This is a genomic window from Flavobacterium sp. GW821-FHT12A05 (genome assembly GCF_058807735.1).
In genome coordinates this window covers 126,699-147,057 of sequence record NZ_JBXAQY010000008.1, presented here as the reverse complement: position 1 = coordinate 147,057, position 20,359 = coordinate 126,699, and the positions used below count along the sequence as shown (strand labels likewise).

Genomic DNA, 20,359 nt, shown 5'->3' with positions numbered 1-20,359 from the left:
TTAATTCTGATTATTTAATTTTTCTAAATGCTTTAATTACAATTTCAAGGTCAGTTGCTCCTCTAAAGCCGCTGAAACCAACAGAAAGTTTTGTGCCGTCTGACATTGTTAAAGGTTGTCCGCCCTGCCATCCTATAAGGTCTGGGGCGTCAATTCCGTTTGCGTTTTCCTCCACAATATTATTAAAAACCAATCTTTCATATTCTCCTGTTTTAACTCCGGTAAGCCATACCTGACTTGCTTTTGTCCAGGCTATTTTATACGATTGTCTTTTTCGGGCTTTATCGTTTCCGTACATTCGGCCGTAAACATTGCCTTCTTCGTCAATAATACATACTGCCACATTTCCGTTAGAAATTACTTTGTCTTCTTCAATTTCCATGTAATTTGGAATCAGGTCTTCGATGGCTAATAAAACTAAAGCAATTTTTAGGTGGAGAATTTGATCGTTCATTGTTTTTAGGGGATAAAAATGTTAAGTTTTCAAAGATCAATTATTTTGTTACCTAATTTCTTAAACTAGATCAAGAAATATTAATAAATAAACTTGTTTGATGTAGTTGTTTTAAACACATAGAAACATAGTCCCGAAGCTTCGGGATAAAAACTTTAAAAGGCGTTTCACTTATTTAAAACAAACATAGGACGCTATGTGTTAGAAACATGTTTCTTTTTGTGTTCTTTTCTGCATATAAATCTATGTTTCTATGTGTTAAAAATAATTTAACCTCGAAGATTAATAAATCATTCTTATCTTATATTTACGATCCGTAAAGCAATCCTAAACCGTATAAAAATGTTTCAAAAAATACACGATTATCTTTCCAGGTCTGTCCGCCTTTCAGAACGAGAGCTTAAAATTTTTGAAAACAGTCTCGAATTGAGGATGGTGCCAAAAAAAACAATTTTGCTGCACGCAGGCGAAGTATGCAATTTTGAAGCTTACATTAATAAAGGCTGTATCAGGGAATATTTTATTGATGATCACGGAATCGAACTGACTTTACAGTTTGCAACCGAAGATTGGTGGGTAAGTGATATTACGAGTTTTGAAGATCAGATTGCGAGTGATATGTATATAGAAGCCCTTGAAGATTGTGAGCTGTTGGTTTTGAGCAGACAATCCAAAGAAAATCTTATTAACGAAGTGCCTCAATTAGAAAGAATGTTTAGATTGATGATTCAGAGGCATTTGTCTAAATTGCAAAAGCGTTTGTTTAAAACCGTTTCTTCCTCGGCCATGGATCAATATATTGAGTTTGTTACTCGTTATCCTACTATATCACAGCGGGTTTCGCAGCAATATATCGCATCATATCTTGGCATAACGCCTGAGTTTTTAAGCAGATTGCGTGCAAAGCATTTAAAGAACGGAAAAAATTAGATTATAAATAAAAAGCTCCATTAGAAATAATGGAGCTTTTAGTTTCTATAATCAGAATCCGGATTTTTTAATTCCAGATTTCATTCATTTCTGTTAGGATAATTGGTTTTCCTTCGGTAACTACAATAGTATGTTCGTGCTGCGCCATAAAACCGCCTTTGTTTCCTACCATTGTCCATCCGTCGTTAAGTTCGACAGCAATAGAGGATGAGGTTGAAATAAAAGTTTCGATTGCAACCACAGAATTTTTCTGGAAACGTCTTTGATCGTATCTATTTTTATAGTTTAATAATTCATCCGGCTGTTCGTGCAAGCTTCTGCCAATACCGTGTCCGCCTAGATTTTTAATGACTTTATAACCTCTCTTTTTTGCTTCTGTTTCGATAAGATACCCTATTTCAGAAATTTTTACGCCGCCTTTTATATTGTTGATTGCTTTTTGTAAAATAAATTTCGAAGCATCGACCAGTTTTTGATGTCCGTTTTTATCTTCACCAATAACAAAAGAACCTCCGTTATCTGACCAAAACCCATCTAATTCTGCCGAAACATCAATATTAATTAAATCGCCTTCGTTAAGAATTCTTTTATCTGACGGAATACCGTGGCAAAATTCGTTGTTTACACTAATACAAGTCCAGCCCGGAAAACCATAAGTTAAATATGGTGCAGATTTCGCTCCCAGATCATTCAGGATTTTACCGCCATATTCATCCAGTTCCTTAGTTGTCATACCTGCCTGCGCAAAGTTTCTCATTTCTTTTAAAGCATAAGCTACCGCTTCGCTTGCCTTTTTCATTCCTATTAATTCTGACTCTTGTTTTATTGACATGGTATTTTGTTTTGAAGTGGAATTTCTTTTAAAAACTGAAAATACAAAATTATTCTTTTTTGAAAGAACAATCAGCTGAAACAGAAACAAACTTCTAATAAAAATTCCCCTTTAATCATCAGATGACCAAAGAGGAATTAAACAAAATCTCGAATTAACAAAAAACTATTTCTCTTTATAAATATTTACCTGAAACCATTTTTTACTTTTATCAATCATTTCCTGTCCGTACTGTTTACGCATAGTATCATGAACCCATTGCAGGTTTTTTTCTCGTAACGAATCTTTTATCTTGTTTTCTGTCTCAATCATTGCCAGATGTATGGCACAGAAACTGCCTTTTTTCCACGGAAGGTTTTCTTTGTCGAGCATTATACAATTATCTCTGATTTCATTGCATTCAAAAAAGGAGATTTCTCCTTCTACAGCAAGAACAATATCCAGAAATGTGATCTCTGATGCAGATCGGGCAAGTTTATAACCTCCTTTAACTCCTATATTCGAACGTACTATTCCTGCTTTCTTTAATTTTGTAAAAGCCTTGGCCAGATAAGTTTCGGATATGTTTTGAAAATGGGCCAAATCGCGCACCGTAATTGTGTTTCCTTCCGGAGTATCTATTAAATAGACCAGAGAATGTATGGCATATTCTACATTTTTTCCTAAAGTTGGCATATTCCTGATTTGATAAATTTCATAAAAGGTTTCATCTTAATACTAAGCATTTTGACTAACATTTGGAACTTCAGGATAAGAATCTTCTAATGCAGTTTTAACGTCATCTGCAGGATATATTAGTTTTGTAGTTACTTCCATTTTTATAGTTTTCCCTTCAAGTCCGCTCACGGCTAATGAGCGTTCCCATCCCGTAGTCAGTAGTCCATCTTCCTGACCTAAGTCTAAACAAGTGACATAATCTGTGTAATGATAAGGTTTTAGAGGCTGCGAAAATAAGCTGTTAACAGCATTATGTCCCGCCCATTTGCCCAGAAACATAGAAAACTGACATGCCATAAGTGAACTGTTCCCTTTATCGTCAACCGGAATATTTGCCACATCACCCGCCGCAATTACATTTTCATATTCTTCGAGCTGCAAATATTTATTTACATGCAGACGCCCAAGTTTATCTTTTTCTCCTTTAAAGAAATTGCAAAGAGAACTTGCTGTTAGTCCAATAGTTGAAATCACCGTTTGTGCCGGTATAAAACGCCCGTCACTTAATATAGCTCCGTTGGGTTCTACCCCAACCAGCTGAACGCCATTTGCCATGGTTATGTCTTTAGCTTTTAATACATCAATGACATAATTTTGCGCATCAGCAGCATAATAATTACCTACTTTTTCTGATTTTTCTATAAGCACTACCTTAAATTCAATAGCGCTCTTACCTTGATGCTCTAGAATTTTAGCTGCTTTTTCTTTAATTACAGTAGCAACTTCAAGACCTGTTAAGCCGCTTCCTGCAACAACAAATGTAGATGCGCCTTCTCCTTCAAAGTTTTTAGCAGCTAACTGCTTTAAGTGATCTTCTAGTTTCTGTGCTGCGTTAAAAGTGTCTACATTAAAAGTGTTTTCAATACCCGGAATATTAGCTGCTTTTAAAGAACTTCCTGAGGAAAGAATTAAATAATCGTAACTTAAAACTCTTGATCCGCTTTCGGTGGCAACAATTACCATTTTTTGTTCCGGTTCAATGATTTCAGCTTTTCCAATAATAAGATTGATATTTAGTGGTTTAAAATATTTATTCAGTTCGACTCTTAAACCTTCTAAAGAAACCTCGTATAATCTTGGGCGAATAGTTAAATATTCATCCATATTAATTAAAGTTACCTCTAATTCATTTTCTCTTTTTAGTTCACGACTTTGACGAATAGCACTCAATGCACTCCAAAAACCAGCAAACCCACCTCCAATAATTAATAATTGTTTTTTCATTTTTAATAGATAATTACGATAATATTTGTCGCAAATTAAAGCAAATAAAACATAATTGTAAAGTTATTCTTTCAATATATTTTAATTAATTCGATTAAAAGTAGCTAAAAACCTACTTTTTAATTGGTTGTGATGTGGTTTAAAAAGATGATTTCTTTGTTTTGATGATGAAATTTCAAAAATACCGAGATAAAACTCCAATTAAGGTTATCGAGATTCAAATAAAAACCCCTTAAACAAAATGCTTAAGGGGTTTGCCTTTTTATAAAAAATAGATTATTTAACACATAGTCCCGATGCATAGGTTTTATGTGTGGAAATGAATATCAAAAGAAATATATTTTTAAGAACTCTCTATGTGTTAAAATTAATTGCCCCCAAACAATTTCTCTATTTCACTAAATAAGGAATTTCGTCTGCTTCGCAAAGTCTGAAATAACCTAAAGCAAAATTATTGACGTCGGTATTATTTACAATGTTTCCTCTAATGTTTCCTGGCGGCACAATAAACGGATTTGCGCTTGAAGCTTCTAAAATTAATTTCATGTAATTGTAGAAATTTTTAGAAAGACCTCTATGTGTAATATTTACTGTATTTCCGGCTTTCATATCTTCGTCTGAAAATCTGGTGCTTACTTCATTACCATTATAAAATTCGTCATTTGATATTTCGTACTGCGGAAATATTAAGAATGAACTTCTGTATTCTGTCATATAAAAATTGACCTGATCTGCGGGATCTTTATAATAATAAGTAAGTTCGATTACATCTTTACCGCTAATATCAGGAACTATTGCTTGTTCTATTCTATCGATTGGAGTTACAGAAGTTAATTTTTCAACCGCTGTTAAACTTTTTCCTTCGGCTTGAATAAACAATTTATACTCCATGTCGATTACCGGAACAAAATTAGTACATACATAAACCCCCGGCTCAGATTCATTAAAAGTAAAAACATCACCTTTAGTGTTTTCAACTCTTACTTGTGCGCCTGAAACTTTTGGTGTAGTACTGCTGTAATACGAAGCAGTTTTACTGATTTTGATAACCTGATTGTTTCCTGTTGTTCCTTTTTTCCAGATTATTTCGGCATCGACAACGATTCTGGATTCGCCCGTTTCTAAATCAAGGTTTACAACATCTTCGCAAGAAGTAAAAAATACAACAAAAAGAAGACTCATTAATGCCAGCGCTTTATTCATTACATTATATTTTTTTAATTTATTCATAGCATTAAAATTTAAAATTATAAGAAACTCCCGGTACAATACCAAAAATGGAAAGTCTTCTTGTTTCATTCGCTCCAGTATCTTCATTAGTTGTAAAACTCATAGAAGCAGCATTTTTTCTGTTGTAAAGATTATAAATACTGAATACCCAATAGCTTTGCCAGCCTTTCTTTTTGTCTGGTCTTGGTGTATAAGTCGCCGCTACATCAAGGTGATGGAAAAGAGGAAGTCTGTTTTCGTTTCTTAAAGAGTAGTTTGGAACATTGATTCCTCCAAATTCATAATACCCATTAGCATACGTTACCGGCTGACCTGACTGCAAAGTGAAATTACCATTAAAAGACCATTTTGGACTGAATTCATAACTTCCTACGATGCTTAAATTGTGCATTTTATCGTATCCTGATAAATACCAGTCGCCATTTGCAATTCCTGGTTCTTCAGGAGTTCTGCCCGGTGTTTTTTGTTCTGCTCTTGATAAAGTATAAGAAACCCATCCGGTGAAAAGACCTGTATTTTTTCTAAACAATAATTCCATACCATACGATCTGGCTTTACCGTTTAGGATAACCTGCTCGATGTTATTGTTGGCCAAAATATCTGCTCCGTCGATATAGTCAATACGGTTTTTAACGGTTTTATAGAAAAGCTCTCCTTCAAAAGAATAATCGCGGTCTTTAAAGTTTTTAAAATATCCTATCGCATATTGATCCAGCATTTGAGGTTTTGTAAACGGACCGCTTGGTGTCCAGATACTCATAGGCAATGGAGATTGTGTATTAGATAAAATATGAATGTACTGCGCCATTCTGTTATAACTCGCTTTAACCGAAGTATTATCATTAAAAGCATAAGACAAAGCAGCTCGAGGTTCAAAATTATTAAACTTACTAATGGTTTTATCGCTTCCGTAACTGATACTTCCTGTAGGAGTACCTTCTTCATAGATTTTATACAACGGATTGTATACAACTGCCTGATTGTTTTCGTAAGTACTGATAACTTCTGGCCCTAAACGATAAAACATACTGTAACGAAGTCCGTAACGGAAATTCAATTTCTCTGTAATCTGGTTTTCAAAATCGATAAAAGTAGAAGCTTCTAAAGCGTGTTTTTTATCCAGCTGTTTATAATTATAAGGAGAATCTGAAGTAGACGGTTTTACAACACCGGGATTAAAATCATAGTACAAACCATCAATTCCGTAATTGGCTTTAAACTTGTCTGATATTTGATAGTTCCAGTTGTATTTAAGTCCGTAACTTTTAATATTGCTGTCCCATTCAAACTTTTCTGTTGAAATGCCCAGATTAAATCTATAATCACTGTAAAAAACAGAAAGATTAGAATTTAACTCGTCAGTAAAAGTATGTTTCCAGCTTAAAATTCCCATAGTGTTTCCGTATTTACTTGAGAAACGATCGTTAATATCGAATACGTCGTTTCCTAAATAACCAGAAAAGGCAATGGTGTTATTGGCATTTAAACGATAATTTAATTTGGCGTTGAAGTCATAAAACATAGCCGAGTTTTTGTTGTCGGCCAGTTTTAAAAATAAGTGTGCATAGGAAGTACGACCCGACACGATAAAAGAACCTTTGTCTTTTTTTATCGGACCCTGCACTAAAAGTCGGCTTGAAATAACACCAATACCACCATTTACCTTGTAATCTTCAAAATCTCCGGTTTGCTGTGTAACATCTAAAACAGACGAAACACGGCCTCCAAATTTAGAAGGAATTCCTCCTTTATATAAATCTAAGCCATTGACGATATCGGCATTAAAAATCGAGAAGAAACCAAACATATGCGAATCTGCATAAACAGGAGCACCATCAAGAAGAATCAAATTCTGATCTGCAGCACCTCCGCGGACATTAAAGCCAGAAGAAGCTTCTCCGGCATTGGTAACTCCGGGTAATGTTAGAATCGATTTTAAAGGATCAGGTTCTCCCATTGCCACAGGAATTCTTTTAATTTCCTGCATCGAAAGCCTGTTCACACTCATTTGCGGTGTTTTAATATCAACCGCTTTATTAGTCGTGATAATTACCTGTTCTAACTGCTGGCTGTCTTCTTCTAAATTAAAATTAATTGTCTCATCATCAGAAATGCTAATTTGTTTTTCTTTATTCCTAAAACCAACATAACTAATAGAAACCGTATAATTTCCGTTTGGAATTTCAATGCTGTATTTTCCGTTAGCATCTGTTACGGTGCCTATTTCCAGTTCTTTAATGTAAACATTAGCACCAATAACAGATTGTTTAGTATCATCAAGAATTCGTCCCGTCAGCTTACTTTTTTTTTTAGACGCCTTAACAGGTTGAGATTTTTGTTTCACAAAAATATTATTGCCCACAATAGAAAATTGAACCAATGCAGTTTTGTTTAATTCAGAGATCAATTTCTCGATATTTACCAGCTTAAAAGAGTTTTTCTTAGTGAAGTATTTTTGACTTGTGTCAATTTGATCCGTAAAGGCAAATTTAAAATCGGTTTGATTTTCGATTTGCTTAAAGAATTCTTTTAAAGTTACATTTTGGTCTACAGTTACGGTAACGCTTTGAGCAGACATACACAAACTGAATAAAAAAAAGCATGCTGAAATTATATGCTTCATGAATTTTTGTATTTTTGGATTATTATTAAATGGAATAACTTCGTGTTATCCTGATTATGAGAAGGATGTGTAGTTTCGCGGCTTACATCCTTTTTCTTTTCTATCGAAAAGTAATCTGTTTTAAATCTTCATTTATTTCAAAATTTAGGTTATACATTTCTGATATTAATTCTACAATCGTTTTTAATTCTTCTTTTTTATTTATTCTCACTGTAATTTTTTGACTGCTGTATTCCTGCGGAATTATTACTTTATAACCGTAATTTTCCTCAATATAAGTACCTAAAGCAGTTAATTTTTCGTTGTCAAAATCTACAAAGCGGCTAAACTCAGATACCGAAGCATTTTGATTTCCGTAGGTAAATTTCTGGCCTGGTTTTAAAATCCATTTTTGATCCTGACCTTTCACATTCATCTGAACGCTTCCTTCAAAAAGTTCAACCGTTACTTCTTTTTGTTCAAATCCTTTAACAATAAAAGAAGTTCCTAATACCGTTGTGGTTGTTTCGTTGCAAAAAACCTGAAAAGGATGCTGTTTGTCTTTTTTAACCTGAAAATAAGCTTCTCCGGCAACCTCAACTTTTCGGTTTAAAGCAAAATTCTCTCCGTAGGAAATTTTAGATTTAGGGCTTAAAGCTACTTTCGAATTATCCGGCAGCACGATATGTTTTATTTTCGTCGTCGTATTTTCGATTACATTCGAAGCCAGAATTACATTTTCGGTTTCCTGACTATTATTAAAATAAATTCCTGTCCCGATAAGAACAAATAATAAAACCGACGCGGCTGCATAATAGCGCCAAGGTTTAAACTTTCGCTTTTTAGGAGCAAAAGTTTTGGAATAAAATTGTTCCCAAGAAGCTTCTTTTATCTGATCTGAGTGTGGGATGGGGGTCTCATCCCAAAATTTTTCAAACTCATCGTCTAATTTTTCCTTATCCATATTTTTGGGGTTATAGTTTTTGACAATAAAATCCTTGTTTATTAAAAACACCAATAACCATTTCCTTGATCTCTCTGTTAGTTTCGATTCGTAAAATTCTTTCGCGTTTTTGAAAATCAAAATTTATAATACAATCGGAAATAACAAACTGTAAAAGAGCTACAATTAGACTAGCATCTTTTTTTGTTCTAATATTCGTTTTATAAGCTTCGCTGCGCATTTTTTGTTCTTGTTTTTATATATAACAAACGAGAACAAAAAAGTTCCTAATGGTTTTCGATTTTTTTTCGAATAAATTTACTGGCGAGATAAATATGATTGGCAATGGTCTTTTCAGAAAGATCCGTAATCTCTGCAATCTCCTTATAGCTAAGGTTTTCCAGTTTGTGTAAAGTAAATATTTTTTGTTGCTGCTCCGGAAGCTGATTAATGAAATTATATAACTTTTCTTTTCTTTCGTCATAAATTCCCATGTCAGTTTCCTCCTCAGCGATATCAGCCTTAGAAGGATTAAGCTGTACTATTTTGTTTTCTCTGTTAACATGATTGATGATGATGTTTTTGCAAATGGTAAACAATTGCTTGTCGAACAAGACATCTTCATTAAGTAATTCTCTTTTATTGTACAATCTTAAAATACTCTCCTGAACAAAGTCTTCGGGAGTAAGAACAGTAAGTTCAAAACGTCTGGCAATATTTACAAGCTTATCGTAGTAATTGAAGTAAACCTCCTTGAAGGCTGCTTCATTACCTTTTTTTAAACTTAAAATAAACTTTTTATTGTCCATAACGAAAATATCGAAACTAGTTTACCTAGTCAAAACTCACTGAATTCAATATTATTGTATTCAAAAAATGACCAATTTCAAATTGTGAATGTAATAAGTTACAAAGAACCGTATTTAATTTTAAGGTTTGACGTTTGCTGCCTAAAAATGTTACATAATTTTGTTCACTTTTTAATTTTAACATTTAAAATTTAACATTGAGGGTGATGTTGAAATCTTGTGGATTAAAGATTTAAGGCGGTTTTTTTGTTTTTTTTTGATGATGAAAAAGCATCATAAATAAAATCCCTTAAACAGAAAAGCTCAAGGGATTTTGTCTTTTTAAAGATGAAGTTTCATGCCTTCGTGTGTAGCCTTAAAACCTAACTTCTCGTAGAAATGAATGGCTTCGGTTCTTTTTTTATCTGAGGTTAATTGAATTAAATGCGCTCCTTTTTCTTTTGCCCGTTTAATCGCCCATTCAAAAAAATAAGTTCCATATCCTTTTCCTCTATAATCGTTTTGTATTCTAACGGCTTCAATTTGAGCTCTGATGCCTCCTTGGTAAGTTAAATATTGAATAAAACTCAATTGTAATGTTCCTACGATTTTATTTTCTGCATTTTGAACCACAATTAATTCCTGATGCGGATCATTATTGATAATATCAAAAGCATCGTAATACTTTTGAGGCAGCGGATTTTGAAATGATTCCCTAAGTTCTCCTAATTTGTCATCTGAAAGCATGGCGACAATTTCATAGACATCTTCTTTGTTTGCTTTTCTAAATTTCAAATCCATTTTGAAGTTTTTTAGTTGTAATCTTTTAATTGAAGTATTTAGACCGTAAAATCTCAATACTTGATTTATGTAATCCCTTTTAAAATTTCCGAAGGCGGAATGCCGTATTTTTTCTTAAAAGCAAAAGAGAAATGAGAAAGATCTTCAAAGCCAAGATCAAGATAAATATCAGAAGGTTTCTTCCCTTTTTTCTCCATCAAAAAATAACCTTCCTGAAGTCTTCTCTGAATTAACCATCTACTTGGAGTATCTGAAAAGATAGAAGCAAAATCACGTTTAAAAGCCGAAATGCTTCTTCCTGTAAGATAAGCAAAACGCTCCATCGTGATATTAAATTTATAATTCCGATTCATGTAAGCTTTTAAATCTATTTTTTCCGGCGGAGCAAAATCAAAAAGAATATCTTTTAACTCAGGGTTTTCTTTTAAAAGAATCAAAAGCAGTTCCTCGCGTTTTATGTTCGAAAATGTATCGTCAAGTTCGCCTCCATCATTATAATACGGCATTAAGGACAGAATGAAATTAGGAACAAGATTCGTTTTTTTTAAAAGAACAAACGCAGCTTCATCAGTTGCTTTTTGTGCTGTTATTTTATGTTTGGCAGCAAAAATTTTTAAAAATTCAGTATCAAAAATTACGACCACCTTTTCGAATTCGCCGTCTTGTTTTTGTTTGTTGTATCGTGCGAGATGATTTTTTCGGGCAATACAATATTCACCCGCCTTTAAATGGTATTTATTAATGCCGTCATATCCTTCAATTGTACCTTTTGCGAGATACAAAAAGAAATGTTCCGCAATAAATTGTTCCGGTGAAATTTCTGGACCTATATAACAGCTTTTGATTTCTGTATATTTCATGGAAGTTCGGGTTTATTTTTCAGAATTACTTTTCCACCATTCTTTGAAAACATTGTTACCATCAAAAATAACGATTTCTCCAATAATAGGCGTAATAAGCGGAATGTGATATTTCTCGTTTAATCTGCTGATTTCGTTTAGAGGTTCATTCCAGGTATGTTTGGCCAATGCAAATTTAGAATTGTGAACCGGAACCATGCTTTTGGCTTTTAGATCGCGTGCCGCCTGTAGCGTTTCTTCGGGCAGCATGTGAATGTAATGCCAGGCTTTATTGTATTGTCCGTTTTCCATAATCGCAATATCAATTGGGCCAAATTTCTTCCCTATTTCGGCAAAATGAGTATCGTAACCTCCATCACCGCTGTAAAAAACTTTTAGAGTAGGAGAGTTGATTAAATAAGAAGCCCATAAGGATTGGTTCTGTGTTAGTCCACGCCCAGATTTATGTCTGGCCGGAAGCGTATGAATAGTGAAATCTTTCCCAATAGTAATCGAGTCGTTCCAGTCTTCTTCAATAATTTTATCTTTAGGATATCCCCAGCGTTCAAAATGTGCGCCAACGCCTAAACCGCAAATTACAGTTTTAACTTTATCCTTTAATGCCAAAACAGTAGGATAATCAAGATGATCGTAATGGTCGTGCGAGATCAATAGGTAATCAATTTCGGGTAAATCTTCGACATGGTAATTATCTGTTCCGTCAAAAACTTTTACGCTGTTTGGAATTGGAGAAGCATTGTCGCTGAAAACCGGATCGATTAAGATTTTCTTTCCGTCGATTTGTAAAAAAGTAGACGAATGTCCAAACCAAACTAAAAGATTTTGATCTGCAGGTAAATGTTTTAAATCTCTTTTTACAGAAGGAATTCGGTTTGCGGGCTCAGTTGGAACTGCTTTATCAAAAAGCTGTGCTGTTATTACGCCCCAAAAAGTATAACCCGGAGCTAATGTTGGTGTGTATATATTATTTTGAAATTCACCATTTTTATAATGCTGCGATTTCTCTATACGAGCCATACTTTCGGCAGAAGGCAGACTTCCAAACGTTGCCTTTTGCATGTACAACCACGTACAGAAACCAAGAACGAGTATTATTACCAGAAGAATTAAAAGCATTCGTTTGATGATTTTTAGGAGTCTCTTTCTCATTTTAAATTTGCTGCTTTTTTAATGTCAACGGCTTCCAGAATTTTTTTTGAAAATCCAAATTGGGTTACTGCAATCATAGCACGTCCTATTTCTGTAGTTTTACAACCTGTATAAAACAAACCCAGAATAGGGTAGAATAGTGGAATGTATTTGTTGTATCCTTTAAGCTGCGTTTGCGTTTTATCTGGTTTCATTAATCCCGGACGGAAATTGTATTGTCCTTTGAAAGGCAGTGTCTGTAAAGCATTTTCAGTTTTTCCTTTTACGCGTGCCCACATCACTTTTCCTTTTTCGGTGCTGTCTGTATGCGATCCTGAAATAAAATTGAAAACCAGATTTTGGTTTTGGTACAATACTACTTTTGCAAAATGAAGTGTAGTGTCGTATGTAATATGTTTGTATTGAGCTTCATCCATTCCTACGCTGCTTATTCCGGCGCAATAAAAACACGCGTCATAACCTGCAAGTCTGCTGTCTTCAATTTTTAGCGAAAGAAAATCAGGAATAAGATATTCTTTTAATTTTGGATGCGATTTGCCGCTTGCTTTTCTACCCACATACAATACTGATTCTACTTGAGGATTGTCAAGGCATTCGATTAAAACTCCTTCGCCAACCATTCCGGTTGCGCCTGTTACAATTACTTTCATCTGTTATATATTAAGAGATTTCCATTTAATTAAACTAATAACCGAAGCTGTTACAGCTTCTTCATTGCTCCGAGGTTTCCATCCCAGTATTGTTTTTGCTTTTTCGTTACTTGCATTGCGATAAATGCCTACAAGCGGTAAAACAGCTTTTGCCTGATCATTAAACAATGCGCTTAAACGTATTATAAAGGTAGGCAAAGATTTTGTAGGTGCTTTTGTGGTTATATAAGGCATTTTCTTTTTTAACAGCTTTACAATTTCTAATAATGACATTGTGCCTCCTGATAAAGCTAAAAAGCGCTGTCCTTTTGCGTCCGGATTTTCCATTGCCAAAATGTGTAATTCGGCAACGTCTCTCACGTCAACAATTCCTAATCTGATATCTGGAATTGCTTTCATGGTGCCGTCCAGTAATTTTTTAAGAAGTTCAAAGCCACTTGATAAATCAGAACTTAAAGACGGTCCAAAAATTCCCATCGGATTTATAACCGAAAGTTCTAGTGATCCGCCTTCATTTTTCATGAAATCCCAGGCTGCTTGTTCTGCAAGAACTTTAGATTTGTTGTAAGTCGAAAGTCCTTTTTCGTTGGGATTTGTCCAGCTTTCTTCTGTAATAAGAGAATTTTTATCTTTATGGCTGTAACCTACAGCGCCAAAGTTAGAAGTCATAACCACACGTTTTACTCCGGCATCTCTGGCCGCTTTTAGGATACGCAGAGTTCCGTCAACTGCAGGGCGAATCATTTCGTCTTCATTCTTTGGTAATCTTAAAAAGATAGGCGAAGCAATGTGCAGTACATATTGACATTCAATCATCGCTTCCTTCCAATTTTTGTCTTCAGTAAGATCAGCCTCAATAAATTCTAGTTTACTAAAATCGGTAAGGTTGCCATTTTTAAGCATATCAAAAATTTTGCCTTTGCTTTTTAAGGATCGAACCGTGGTTCTAACCTGATAACCGCGATTTAATAATTGTAAAATACTATGTATTGCTACAAAGCCCGTTCCGCCGGTAACTAATACTTTTTGATTGGTGTCTATCATCGATTGTATTTTTATAGGACAAAGTTCCGAAGAAAGCACAAAGTCGACTTTGTTTAAAAGTCCAAAGTTATTTTGTTGAAAGGTTCAGATTATAACAGGGAAATTTGATTGGAAGATTCTATTTGTCTGATGAGGTATATAAACAAAAAACACCAGCTTTAAAAGTGGTGTTTTGTATAGCGAAAAGAGTTTTAAATAAATATTAGATTTATTTTATTTCTCCTGTTGTTGATTATCAATATCAGAAATTTGATCGAGTATATTGGTTTGGTTAGGCGAAATGTAGTTTTTTACTTCACCGGGATTTTCTTTTTTAAAAAGAAGATCTAACGCATGGTATAGCTTTAATAAAACATCTTTGTCTTCTTTTGCGATGTCTAAGGCAGTATTAAAATTAAAAACATAATTATTAGAATTGCGTACTTCTACTTTAATCGTTTTTGATGTAATTTTAAATTTGACTATATCCATTTGTTTATGAAATACTTAGGTTGTAAAATATCGTTTTAAGGACTATTGACTAAAAAAAAGTAGCCGCAAAAGCGTCGTTAAATTACAAAAATGTTCTAAATAAAAAAAACACCACTATAAAGTGGTGCTTTTACCTGGTAGCGAGGACGGGAGTTGAACCCGTGACCTCAGGGTTATGAATCCTGCGCTCTAACCAACTGAGCTACCTCGCCTGGACTGCTATCATGAATTCCTGATTGCGGGTGCAAAGATAGAAATAATATTAAAGCTTCCAAGAATAATTTGAAGAAAAAAAAATATTTTTAAAAATGTATTGTTTTTGAACATATATTCTTATATTTCGAAAAAATTAAAAGTAGCACATGGATCCAAAAATACGTTACGAAATCGAGTTTCCGATCAATTCTTCGCCGCAGTTATTGTATCAATATATATCAACTCCGTCAGGTTTATCAGAATGGTTTGCTGACAATGTTAATTCAAGAGGTGAATTTTTTACTTTCATCTGGAACGATTCGCAGGAAAAAGCACGTCTTGCCTCAAAAAAAACAGGCGAAAAAGTAAAATTTAAATGGGTAGACGAAAGCAGTAAGGATACTGAATACTTTTTTGAATTGCATATTTTAGTTGATGAATTAACTAAAGATGTGTCATTAATGGTAGTTGATTTTGCAGAAAAAGAAGAAGTAGGAGAGGCTAAACAATTGTGGGAGAATCAAATCTCAGACCTGAAACATCTTATAGGATCTGTTTAGTAAAAGTCTATTTTATGCCTTATATTTGCCCTGAACAAAATTCAGGGTTTTTTTATGATCAATTTTAACGGAAACATAGCTGCAGAAGAAAATATACTAACTCAAAATCGTGCTTTTTTATACGGAGACGGAGTTTTTGAAACAGTAAAAATTATCAATAACAAAATTTTGTTTCTCGAGGATCATTATTTTAGGTTAATGGCTTCTATGAGAGTGGTTAGAATGGAAATTCCGATGAATTTTACAATGGAATATTTTGAGGAGCAGATTTTAAATCTTGTTCAGGAAAAAAATATTACAGCATCGGCAAGAGCGCGAATCACCGTTTTTAGAAACGATGGAGGTTTGTATCTGCCAAAAACGAATGAAGTTTCGTTTTTAATTCATGCAACGCTGCTTGATAGTACTTTATATGCTTTAAATACAGGTGAATACGAAGTCGATTTGTATAAAGACTTCTATGTAACAAAACAATTATTGTCGTCGATTAAAACGACGAATAAGATGATTAATGTTACCGGAAGTATTTTTGCTCACGAAAACGGACTTGCGAACTGCCTTTTAGTAAATGATACTAAAAATGTGGTTGAAGCACTTCAGGGGAATTTATTTATGGTTGTGGGTAAAAAACTAATTACGCCTCCAGTTTCTGAAGGATGTTTAAACGGAATTATGCGCAAGCAAATATTAGCCTTAGCTAAAAAAACAGAGGGCGTAGAAGTAGTAGAGGAAATAATTTCGCCGTTTGATCTTCAAAAAGCAGACGAATTATTCCTGACAAATGTAATCACAGGGATACAGCCGATAACTAAATATCGAAAAAAAGAGTTTACAAGTAATCTGGCTCATTTATTAGTTCAGAAACTGAATGAATCTATATCTGAAAATTAATTCAGATATGGATTTTCAGGTGCATTTGACCAAATAAGGTAATCTCCGCCAAGCTCAATAATCTGCTCTTTCCAAAAGTGGGTGGTAGATTTTCCGATAATTTTGTTTTTGTAATTATTATCAGCAATAATCCAGGAGTTGCCTTGCATTTCACTTTCAAGCTGATTTTCGTCCCAACCAGTATATCCTAAGAAAAAACGAATATTGTTCTTGCTGATCGATCCGTCGTTTATTAAGTCTTTGGTTGATTCAAAATCTCCTCCCCAATAAATTCCGTTAGAAATCTCGACACTATTCGGGATTAAATCAGGAATATTATGAATGAAGTACAGATTGTCTTGTTCAACTGGGCCTCCGTTGTATATTTTGAAGCTGGCATCAATTTCAGGTATTAAATCATTAATAGTGTATTTTAATGGTTTATTAATGATAAAACCTATTGATCCTTCTTTGTTATGGTCTGCTAATAAAATTACCGATCTGTTAAAAGATAAATCTCCAATTATTGAAGGCTCGGCAATAAGCAGGTGTCCTTTTTTTAATTTTTCTGAAATCATACGGCTACAATTTTTATTAAATTTAATAATAAAATTTTTAAAATCGCAAAAAAAATCGTTAAACCGCATAAAAAAACCCTCCAAAGAGGGTTTTAATTATATTATTTAGTTTAGAGAACTTCTTACTTAGTTCACTGCACCTTCTAATTCAGCTCCAGCTTTAAATTTTACTACATTTTTTGCAGCAATTTTGATAGTTTTTCCTGTTTGAGGATTTCTACCGTCTCTAGCAGCTCTCGCAGATACTGACCAAGATCCGAAACCTACTAATGAAATTCTTCCGCCTTTTTTCAAAGTAGTTCCTACATTTCCTAAAAATGACTCTAAAGCTAATTTTGCCGCAGCTTTTGTAATTCCTGCATCAGCAGCGATAGCATCGATTAATTCTGATTTGTTCATAATAATTAGTTATTAATTGTTGGTTAAAAAAAATTGTTAATACACAAATTTAGTAGGAAATCCGTTGCGTGCAAGTGTTTTCTTTAATTTTAGCAATAATTGTTGATAACTTACTTTTTTTGTTCATAAAGCGGGTAGTTTATCGATCAAAAACAGGTACAAACCCCTGTTTTACTGACGTTAATAGACCTTTGCGCTATCAGAAAAAGTTATCCCATTTAACAATTCTGCCACTTGCATTCTCTTTTTTCCTGGTAATTGTAAACTTAATAACTGTACGAAGCCGTTTTTTATTGCAATTTTAATTTCTTTTTTACTGCTTATTAAGCTTCCTGTTTCGAAAGAATGGGCTTCTGCGATAAGTTTTGCCTCATATATTTTGATGTTTAACTCCTCGTCTTTGTCTTTTAAAAAGCACCACGCTGCAGGATAAGGACTTAGACCTCGAATTAAATTATTGATCTCGTTTCCGGATTTTGTCCAGTCAATTTTACAATTCTCTTTGTTTAGTTTGTAAGCGGTTTTAATTTCCTCGTTATCTTCCTGAATTGTAGTTGTAACATTTCCGTTTTCAATTACTTTTAAAGTGTCAATAACAGTCTGGCTTCCCAAATTCATTAATCTATCGTGTAATTGTCCTGCATTTTCTGCTGGTTCAATCGCAATTTCCGAATTTAAAATCATGGCTCCGGTGTCAATTTTATCATCTATAAAAAAGGTAGTCACTCCGGTTTTAGTTTCTCCATTAATAATCGCCCAGTTAATTGGCGCTGCTCCGCGGTAATTTGGTAATAAAGAAGCATGAAGGTTAAAAGTTCCTAAACTTGGCATTTCCCAAACTACTTTAGGAAGCATTCTAAATGCTACAACAATTTGTAAATTGGCGTTCAAAGCTTTTAATTCGGCCAGGAAACTTTCGTCTTTTAAATTCGTTGGCTGTAATAAAGTAAGGTTGTTTGCTAATGCGTATTCTTTAACAGCTGAGTATTTTATTTTTTGGCCGCGTCCTGCTGGTTTATCTGCAGCGGTAATAACGCCAACAACATCGTAATTGTTTTTAAGGATGGTATCCAAAATGCCAACGGCAAATTCTGGAGTTCCCATAAATATAATTCGTAATTTTTCCATTATGATTTTAAAGTGTATTTATTATTGGGCAATATAATGATGTGATTGTTTTCTAATAATTCCTTTAGGACTAAAAGAACATCTTTAGCATCTAGTTTGATTTGATTTTCAATTTCCCGCGAAGTTAAGGCAGTTGCTTTTAAAAGATGCAGAATTTTATCGGCAATAGAATCGGCTTCGGTAATTTTTCCTTTTTGGGTTATACAATAAGAACAAACACCGCAATTTTCTTTTGTTTCTTCTCCAAAATAATCCAAAACCAACCTGTTCTTGCAGGTTTTGTCTTCCTTTATATAATAGAGTACAGACGAAAGCTGATCTCGTTTTAGTTTATTCTGTTTCTCCAGATACTTCGAAATTCGGTTTATCGTTAAATCATCTTCGCGGACTTCGTTAAATAAAATAGTAGCGTCGTTGTTTTTAGATTTATATTCGATGATTTCTCTTTCTTTTAATTTTTCTAAAAGTGCTGTAACTTGTTCTTCTTTATAATTAGATTTTTTAGCAATCAGCGAAAGATTAATTGGTGTTTTCATTTCGTGAACTCCTGGATAAGTTCTTAAAATGGCCAGAATAATTTCTTCATCATTCGGATTCAAACTCATGTATCGCATAGTTTCTTTTGATTCAGTTAAAAACTGCATGGTAACTTTTTCCGAAAATTCCTGAGACATTGTAATAATGCCCTGCTGGCTTAAAAACTGCAAAGCATTATAGGTCTTTAAAGTAGGGAAGTCGTATTTATTGCAAAAATGATTCATTTTAAAAGAATACGAATCGTCTAGACCTTCGCCATACGCGATTTGAAAATAATTGCAAAGCTTGATGTACATTGTTTTTAAGAACTTTTTATCAGGCAGTACATTTATAAACTGCTGTTCGGTCTGGTTTGCATCTGAATTATTAAATAACAAAACCGAAAAAGCTTTTTCGCCATTTCGCCCCGCTCTTCCAGATTCCTGATAATAATTTTCTAAGTTTTCGGGCAGCTGTGTATGAATAACCGTTTTTACGTTGTCTTTGTCAATTCCCATTCCAAATGCATTCGTGGCAACAATAACCTGTGCTTGTTCTGACATCCAAAGCTGCATGTTTTTATCTTTTTCCTGAGCCGAAAGTCCGCCATGATAATACGTTGCTTTGAAGCCTAAAGATTGCAATTGGGTAGACATATTAAGGCACGATTTTCTGTTTCGTACATATATAATAGAAGGCTGCGGGTTTTTTTTCAAAACCTGCTCCACGCGATACAATTTGTCTTCGACTTCAAAAACCATGTACGCAATATTTTTTCTCTCAAAAGACTGCTGGAAAAGTTTGGTATCTTTTAATCCCAGTTCGGTTTTAATATCTTCTACAACTCTGGGTGTTGCGGTGGCAGTTAAAGCCAAAAACGGAATTTTAGGAAAGTATTTTTTAAGTTCCGAAATTTTTAAATAAGCCGGTCTAAAATCGTGACCCCATTGCGAAACACAATGTGCCTCGTCAATAGCAATTAAATTGATAGGAAGATTTTTGATTCGCTCCAAAATCCAATCCGATTGTAAACGCTCCGGCGAAAGATATAAGAATTTGTAATTCCCGAATTGGCAATTGTCCAAAAGATCAATGATTTCTTCGGTATGAATACCGCCTGTAAGTGCAATCGCTTTAATTTCTCTTTTTTGAAGATTGGCAACCTGATCTTTCATCAAGGCGATCAAAGGAGAAATAACCAGACAGATTCCCTCGCGCATCATGGCCGGAACCTGAAAACAAATTGATTTTCCGCCCCCGGTTGGCAGCAGTGCAAAAGTATCCTGACCCTCTAAAACCGAATCAATAATTTCTTTTTGGAGCGGTCTAAAACTGGCGTGTTTCCAGTATTTTAAAAGAATTTCCTGTGCGTCCTGCATGGCCTGTGTTTTAAAGTTAAAAATGTAGAAAACAGTTTC

General features: G+C 34.1%; 21 protein-coding genes and 1 tRNA gene. 3 read left to right on the top strand and 19 right to left on the bottom strand.

The genetic code is table 11. From position 1 onward, the window contains the following. Positions 1 to 10: 10 nt before the first annotated feature. Positions 11 to 454, bottom strand: coding sequence for a GlcG/HbpS family heme-binding protein (locus AC1RRQ_RS19185; RefSeq protein WP_493024613.1), 444 nt, complete (start codon positions 452 to 454; stop codon positions 11 to 13). A gap of 342 nt (positions 455 to 796) precedes the next feature. On the opposite strand from AC1RRQ_RS19185, the gene AC1RRQ_RS19180 reads away from it, so the two are divergent. After that, entirely contained in the window at positions 797 to 1,384 is a 588-nt protein-coding gene (locus tag AC1RRQ_RS19180; protein WP_493024612.1) for a Crp/Fnr family transcriptional regulator, read from the top strand. Between the two features lie 67 nt (positions 1,385 to 1,451). Here the strand turns inward: AC1RRQ_RS19180 and map are convergent, their stop codons facing one another. From map to AC1RRQ_RS19110, 14 genes are all read right to left on the bottom strand, one after another. Beyond that, on the bottom strand, positions 1,452 to 2,216 hold the full coding sequence (gene map, locus AC1RRQ_RS19175; protein ID WP_493024611.1) for a type I methionyl aminopeptidase: 765 nt from the start codon (positions 2,214 to 2,216) through the stop codon (positions 1,452 to 1,454). 165 nt (positions 2,217 to 2,381) lie between these two features. Next, positions 2,382 to 2,891 (bottom strand): RrF2 family transcriptional regulator, encoded by a 510-nt coding sequence (locus AC1RRQ_RS19170; RefSeq protein WP_493024610.1) that lies wholly within the window; start codon positions 2,889 to 2,891, stop codon positions 2,382 to 2,384. 42 nt (positions 2,892 to 2,933) lie between these two features. After that, on the bottom strand, positions 2,934 to 4,157 hold the full coding sequence (locus AC1RRQ_RS19165) for an NAD(P)/FAD-dependent oxidoreductase (RefSeq protein WP_493024609.1): 1,224 nt from the start codon (positions 4,155 to 4,157) through the stop codon (positions 2,934 to 2,936). Positions 4,158 to 4,547: 390 nt separating this feature from the next. Next, a complete protein-coding gene (locus AC1RRQ_RS19160; RefSeq protein ID WP_493024608.1) occupies positions 4,548 to 5,387 on the bottom strand; it encodes a DUF4249 domain-containing protein in 840 nt (279 codons plus the stop codon). 4 nt (positions 5,388 to 5,391) lie between these two features. Beyond that, positions 5,392 to 8,010 carry a TonB-dependent receptor gene (locus AC1RRQ_RS19155; protein ID WP_493024607.1) on the bottom strand — a complete coding sequence of 873 codons (2,619 nt, stop codon included), beginning with the start codon at positions 8,008 to 8,010 and terminating at the stop codon, positions 5,392 to 5,394. A gap of 100 nt (positions 8,011 to 8,110) precedes the next feature. Continuing rightward, on the bottom strand, positions 8,111 to 8,953 hold the full coding sequence (locus AC1RRQ_RS19150; RefSeq protein ID WP_493024606.1) for a FecR family protein: 843 nt from the start codon (positions 8,951 to 8,953) through the stop codon (positions 8,111 to 8,113). Positions 8,954 to 9,219: 266 nt separating this feature from the next. Beyond that, on the bottom strand, positions 9,220 to 9,741 hold the full coding sequence (locus AC1RRQ_RS19145) for an RNA polymerase sigma factor (protein WP_493024605.1): 522 nt from the start codon (positions 9,739 to 9,741) through the stop codon (positions 9,220 to 9,222). Positions 9,742 to 10,062: 321 nt separating this feature from the next. Continuing rightward, a complete protein-coding gene (locus AC1RRQ_RS19140; RefSeq protein WP_493024604.1) occupies positions 10,063 to 10,521 on the bottom strand; it encodes a GNAT family N-acetyltransferase in 459 nt (152 codons plus the stop codon). 65 nt (positions 10,522 to 10,586) lie between these two features. Beyond that, entirely contained in the window at positions 10,587 to 11,381 is a 795-nt protein-coding gene (locus tag AC1RRQ_RS19135) for a helix-turn-helix domain-containing protein (RefSeq protein ID WP_493024603.1), read from the bottom strand. Between the two features lie 12 nt (positions 11,382 to 11,393). Then, positions 11,394 to 12,530, bottom strand: a complete 1,137-nt coding sequence (locus AC1RRQ_RS19130; RefSeq protein WP_493024602.1) for an MBL fold metallo-hydrolase — start codon at positions 12,528 to 12,530, stop codon at positions 11,394 to 11,396. Beyond that, the gene (locus AC1RRQ_RS19125; RefSeq protein ID WP_493024601.1) at positions 12,527 to 13,180 is read right to left on the bottom strand and encodes a Rossmann-fold NAD(P)-binding domain-containing protein; all 654 of its coding nucleotides are present in this window, start codon (positions 13,178 to 13,180) and stop codon (positions 12,527 to 12,529) included. The genes AC1RRQ_RS19130 and AC1RRQ_RS19125 overlap by 4 nt, the downstream gene beginning before the upstream one ends. A 3-nt stretch (positions 13,181 to 13,183) precedes the next feature. Further along, positions 13,184 to 14,224: an SDR family oxidoreductase gene (locus AC1RRQ_RS19120; protein ID WP_493024600.1), complete on the bottom strand. Its 1,041-nt coding sequence runs from the start codon at positions 14,222 to 14,224 to the stop codon at positions 13,184 to 13,186. A gap of 213 nt (positions 14,225 to 14,437) precedes the next feature. Next, entirely contained in the window at positions 14,438 to 14,695 is a 258-nt protein-coding gene (locus tag AC1RRQ_RS19115) for a hypothetical protein (protein WP_493024599.1), read from the bottom strand. Positions 14,696 to 14,830: 135 nt separating this feature from the next. Next, positions 14,831 to 14,907 (bottom strand) — tRNA-Met (locus AC1RRQ_RS19110). A gap of 150 nt (positions 14,908 to 15,057) precedes the next feature. Here AC1RRQ_RS19110 and AC1RRQ_RS19105 point away from each other — a divergent pair. Together AC1RRQ_RS19105 and AC1RRQ_RS19100 are read left to right on the top strand one after the other, a co-directional pair. Further along, positions 15,058 to 15,450: an START-like domain-containing protein gene (locus AC1RRQ_RS19105; RefSeq protein ID WP_026984135.1), complete on the top strand. Its 393-nt coding sequence runs from the start codon at positions 15,058 to 15,060 to the stop codon at positions 15,448 to 15,450. A 54-nt stretch (positions 15,451 to 15,504) separates the two neighbouring features. Then, the gene (locus AC1RRQ_RS19100) at positions 15,505 to 16,341 is read left to right on the top strand and encodes an aminotransferase class IV (RefSeq protein WP_493024598.1); all 837 of its coding nucleotides are present in this window, start codon (positions 15,505 to 15,507) and stop codon (positions 16,339 to 16,341) included. Here AC1RRQ_RS19100 and AC1RRQ_RS19095 read toward each other — a convergent pair. The 4 genes from AC1RRQ_RS19095 to AC1RRQ_RS19080 all read right to left on the bottom strand — a co-directional run bounded on the left by AC1RRQ_RS19095 (position 16,338) and on the right by AC1RRQ_RS19080 (position 20,320). After that, positions 16,338 to 16,898, bottom strand: coding sequence for a YqgE/AlgH family protein (locus AC1RRQ_RS19095; protein ID WP_493024597.1), 561 nt, complete (start codon positions 16,896 to 16,898; stop codon positions 16,338 to 16,340). The genes AC1RRQ_RS19100 and AC1RRQ_RS19095 overlap by 4 nt on opposite strands. Positions 16,899 to 17,024: 126 nt before the next feature. Continuing rightward, a complete protein-coding gene (locus AC1RRQ_RS19090) occupies positions 17,025 to 17,297 on the bottom strand; it encodes an HU family DNA-binding protein (protein WP_012022249.1) in 273 nt (90 codons plus the stop codon). A gap of 180 nt (positions 17,298 to 17,477) precedes the next feature. After that, positions 17,478 to 18,425 (bottom strand): methionyl-tRNA formyltransferase, encoded by a 948-nt coding sequence (fmt, locus tag AC1RRQ_RS19085; protein WP_493024596.1) that lies wholly within the window; start codon positions 18,423 to 18,425, stop codon positions 17,478 to 17,480. After that, complete coding sequence (locus AC1RRQ_RS19080; protein WP_493024595.1) at positions 18,425 to 20,320, bottom strand: RecQ family ATP-dependent DNA helicase; 1,896 nt, start codon at positions 20,318 to 20,320, stop codon at positions 18,425 to 18,427. The genes fmt and AC1RRQ_RS19080 overlap by 1 nt, the downstream gene beginning before the upstream one ends. Between the last annotated feature and the right edge of the window lie 39 nt (positions 20,321 to 20,359).